The organism is Microcystis sp. M_QC_C_20170808_M9Col, assembly GCF_007095495.1.
GTDB classification, from domain to species: Bacteria; Cyanobacteriota; Cyanobacteriia; order Cyanobacteriales; family Microcystaceae; genus Microcystis; species Microcystis aeruginosa.
Genome location: NZ_SFBZ01000242.1, coordinates 1 through 4,327 on the forward strand (window position 1 = coordinate 1; position 4,327 = coordinate 4,327).

Consider the following 4,327-nt stretch of genomic DNA (forward strand, 5'->3'; position numbering starts at 1 on the left):
TTGGAACGAAATAGAGGCTTTTAAAGACTGCGTACATGGAGAATTAAAACAAGAATTACCCTCGAAAAGCCTATTTTTCCACTAAGTATTTATGCTCATTGCAAAGGTGAGATGCTCCCTTTACCAATTTTCAACATCTTCGACTTAAGCTGTTTGCTTGCTTTAATTCATAACAAAAATTAACACACGAAAACCAGAAGAGCCTACTGTTTAATTTTATCTCAAATGTCGGGGTGAAGATCCGAAGCGCTTAGCGCAACGGGATGAAACCCCAGCCAATATAAAACAGCGAAGCACGACTAATACTAAATCCGTTGAGTATAGGCTACTTATGAAGACAAGCAAAAGGGGGAATACATAATCAGTCTTTGATAACCGGATTTAGTATGATGAGGTATATGATGACAATATTTCCAATATTTATTATCCTTGGATATTGGAGCCAAAAAAATCGTTATTTTTATGGATTTCTGTTATTCTTGTTTACCTATTTTTTATCGATTCTATTTCTTGGGTATGGTAATTGGGGCTGGATAACTTAGTTGCTCGTGCAGTTGAGTCAAATTACCCTAACTAATAATGCTAACATAGCTCTTTGCTCAGAGAGAGTCGATTGATTTGTTCAAAAATATCAACTAGATAGAGAATTATTGTCATCATAAATTAGAGTTAAGTACCTAAGCAAAATTAATTACACATCCAAGCCGTCACCCGTCAGCCAAAAGCTTTTTGCTGTGACCAGTAAACAGTGAACTAAAAATTCAAATCTGATCCCTGATAGCTGTCCCGGAGTCCCCGTCTCCTGTCTCCTGTCTCCTGTCTCGACTAGGAAATTAATTTTGCACGACTACTTATGATCAAAAATGTTACTCACATTGCCGAATATCTATATCGGTCAATAAAATCAATAACAATTACAGGATAAGCGTTTAAATGCGATCGAGATTTGCTTGATTTGAATACAAAAATACTGAATATTTATCATCATCAAGCCCTGAACGCCAGCAAAAGAAAACCCCACAGACAAAGACCTTGTAATGATAGAATCGACAATGGCGACGGCTTGGCCATTAGTATTTTTTGCGTCGGACTAGCAGGAGATAAAAGCGTGACCTTTAAGATTGGTTTACTCGGTTTCGGGGTTGTGGGGACGGGAACAGCGAAAATCCTCCTCGATCCTTTTGGTCGTCATCCCGTACTCAAAGAGATTACCATTGGACGAGTGGGAGTTAGATCCCTAGATAAACCGAGAGAAATCGAGCTTTCTCGCCATCTTTTGACCACTGACCTAGAATCGATCGTTACTGACCCCGAAATTGATATTATTGTCGAATTATTGGGGGGTTTGGAACCGGCGCGCTCTTTAATTCTCAAGGCAATCGCATCGGGAAAGCACGTTGTTACGGCAAATAAGGCGGTTATTGCCCGTTTTGGTGATGAAATCTACGCCAAAGCTAACGAAAAGGGGGTTTATGTCCTCCTAGAAGCGGCCGTGGGTGGTGGAATTCCCGTCATTAAACCCTTAAAACAATCCCTCGGCGCTAATCGCATCAGCAGCATCATGGGAATTGTCAACGGCACAACTAACTATATTCTCACGGAAATGAGCCAAAAAGGGGCAGATTTTAGCGAAGTGCTGGCCAAAGCTCAGGAATTAGGCTATGCAGAAGCGGATCCGACTGCGGACGTGGATGGATTCGACGCGGCCGATAAAATTGCCATTTTAGCTTCTTTGGGTTTTGGAGGTCGGGTAAAACGGGAAGATGTTTACTGTGAAGGTATCCGGCAAGTTAGCGCCGTCGATATCGCCTACGCTGATAGACTGGGATTTGTGATTAAATTATTAGCGATCGCAAAAGATACGGTTAAGGAAGATTCCGATACCCTAGAGTTGCGGGTTCATCCAACCCTAGTACCGAAAATCCATCCCCTCGCTAATGCTAACGGAGTCTATAACGCTATTCTGGTCGAGGGGGAACCCTTGGGACAAGTGATGTTTTATGGACCGGGTGCCGGTGGCGGACCGACGGCCAGCGCGGTAGTATCGGATGTGATGAATATCGTCGGAATTTTAAAAAGTAGTGGCAAAACCAAGGAACTTGACCCGCTTTTAAGCTGTGTTCACCAGCATTATTGTCAAATCGCCCCGATGGAGTCGTTATCGACCCGTTTTTATGCCCGTTTTCTCTGTCGCGATGTGCCGGGGGTAATCGGTCATTTAGGTATGGCTTTCGGCGACCATGGGGTTAGTCTAGAATCCGTGGTACAAATTGGTATTAGGGGTGATTTAGCCGAAATTGTCGTTGTCACCCACGATGTGCGCGAGGGCAATTTCCGCAACGCTTTGGCAGCAATAGAGTCTTTAGAAGCTATTGACAGTATTCCCAGTATTCTCCGGGTTTTGTAATTATAGATATCGCTTTTTTTATGGTCATGGGTCGGAGAATCAAAAGTGAGAAAATTTGGCTCAGTTTGACTAGCACAATTTTGTTTTTTTGTCTAGGTTTTTTGGGCTTAAATCAAAAATTAATTTTTGCCCAAGGGTCTGATAATGTTTGTCCCCTGCCGATTTTATCAAGGTTACAACGCCATAAAATCCAAGCGGGAGAAACGATCGCCTCAATCGCCGAAAAATACGCTCTCATCCCGGCAACGATAATTAAACTCAATCCGACTATTCTCAAAAATGGTTTGGCCCCGGTGGGGAAAGAAATCTTTATTCCCCCGATGAACGGCATTCGTATCGAAGCACCCCGGGGTTCCACTTGGCGCGATTTAGAAGCGGCCTATGGTATTCGTGCCGATATACTCTTTGAGCTTAACGGTTGTGGTCGCCGGCCGACAATAGTTTTTATCCCCGGCACCAATTGGTCCGCCGCCGGCAAGCGCTCGGACTATACTGGATTAAGTTCTTATCCCTTACCCTTTGCCAGCACTGTCGGATTAGCCTACGGTTGGCAAAAAAGCCCCACGGAACAGAAAAATCTCTTTCATAGTGGTATTGATCTTCTCGCAGATGTTGGTACACAAGTTCTAGCCGCCGAGGATGGTCTAGTGATTTATGTGGGTCAGGAAGGGGCCTATGGTAATTTGGTAGTAATTAATCATTTAGGTCGCCGGCAGACCCGTTATGCCCATTTAAGCAGGGTTACAGTGAGAATTGACCAAAGGGTACGAGCAGGAGACGTTATCGGTACGGTTGGCACCACGGGACAACCAGATATTATTCCCCCCCATCTTCATTTTGAGGTGCGCTTAGATACTCCCGTCGGTTGGACAGCGCAGGATCCGGCTTTGCATTTGCCCCAAATTGGCCCGCAATAGGGTGTGGGGTGTGGGGTGTGGGGTGTAGGGTTTTACCGATTTTGAGGGGGTCAATTACCTAATTTTCAGGGAAAAAGTCCAGGGATTTTCCCCCCGATTACTCGCATACAATGTAAAGATTTATTAAATTGTAGCTTTTGATACAACGCAGGGGGGGCAAGTGTGTACCCTATCGACTGTTAGGTTCGCTGGTCATTGTTTTGGGTTGCCCTATCGCTTAACCCGAATCGAAATGTCCTAAGCACTCAAATCATCCACCATTAACCCTTTTCTTTTGATGAAAATAAAACAACTCGGAATTGTCTCTGGAGTTGCCCTGGCGACTCTGGTAACGGCTAGTGCAGCACAAGCTGCTTTGGTGGTCGTACCCCCCGGCTTGAATCCGGGCGACCAGTATCGCTTGGTCTTTGTCACCTCCGGCACACGGGATGCAACAAGCACCAACATCAACGACTACAATAACTTTGTTACCAACCAGGTAACAGGAAGCGCTCTTGCTACGCAATTAACAACGGCAGGATTTAACCTGGGTACAATCACTTGGAAGGCGATCGGTTCTACTTCCGCTACCTCTGCCAAAGTCAATACCGGTACTGATGGCAGTCAGCCAGATGTTCCCATCTACCTCATAGATGGCAACAAGGTCGCCAATAATAATGCCGATCTTTGGGATGGCAGCATCCAAACCTATATAGATCGCACTCAGATAGACACATCTGGAACAAATTCTGTATGGACAGGCACTAATGTGGGTGGCTCCGCTCAATCCCCGTTGGGTAACTCGGGTTTTCCGCCTATGGTTACTATAGGTAGCCCTGTTCAAACTAACGCCTCGTGGATCAATATGATCGGTCTTAGTTCAAGTAACTCATACACTCTATATGGAACCCACATTCCGCACCCTGGTCGTTGAAATCAAAAGTTGCTCTAGCCCTTGTATAGTAAGACTTTTAGCGATTACTAAGAATTATGAAGTGTCACACTCTAGTCAGCGATCGCCAGC

General features: G+C 44.8%; 3 protein-coding genes. All 3 read left to right on the forward strand.

Features of this window, described 5'->3' with window-relative positions; all coding sequences use genetic code 11:
• Positions 1–1,108: 1,108 nt before the first annotated feature.
• Entirely contained in the window at positions 1,109–2,407 is a 1,299-nt protein-coding gene (locus EWV68_RS14070) for a homoserine dehydrogenase (protein ID WP_287170168.1), read from the forward strand.
• 20 nt (positions 2,408–2,427) lie between these two features.
• Entirely contained in the window at positions 2,428–3,324 is an 897-nt protein-coding gene (locus EWV68_RS14075; protein ID WP_061432245.1) for a LysM peptidoglycan-binding domain-containing M23 family metallopeptidase, read from the forward strand.
• A 277-nt stretch (positions 3,325–3,601) separates the two neighbouring features.
• On the forward strand, positions 3,602–4,237 hold the full coding sequence (locus tag EWV68_RS14080) for a PEP-CTERM sorting domain-containing protein (protein WP_287170167.1): 636 nt from the start codon (positions 3,602–3,604) through the stop codon (positions 4,235–4,237).
• Positions 4,238–4,327 lie beyond the last annotated feature (90 nt).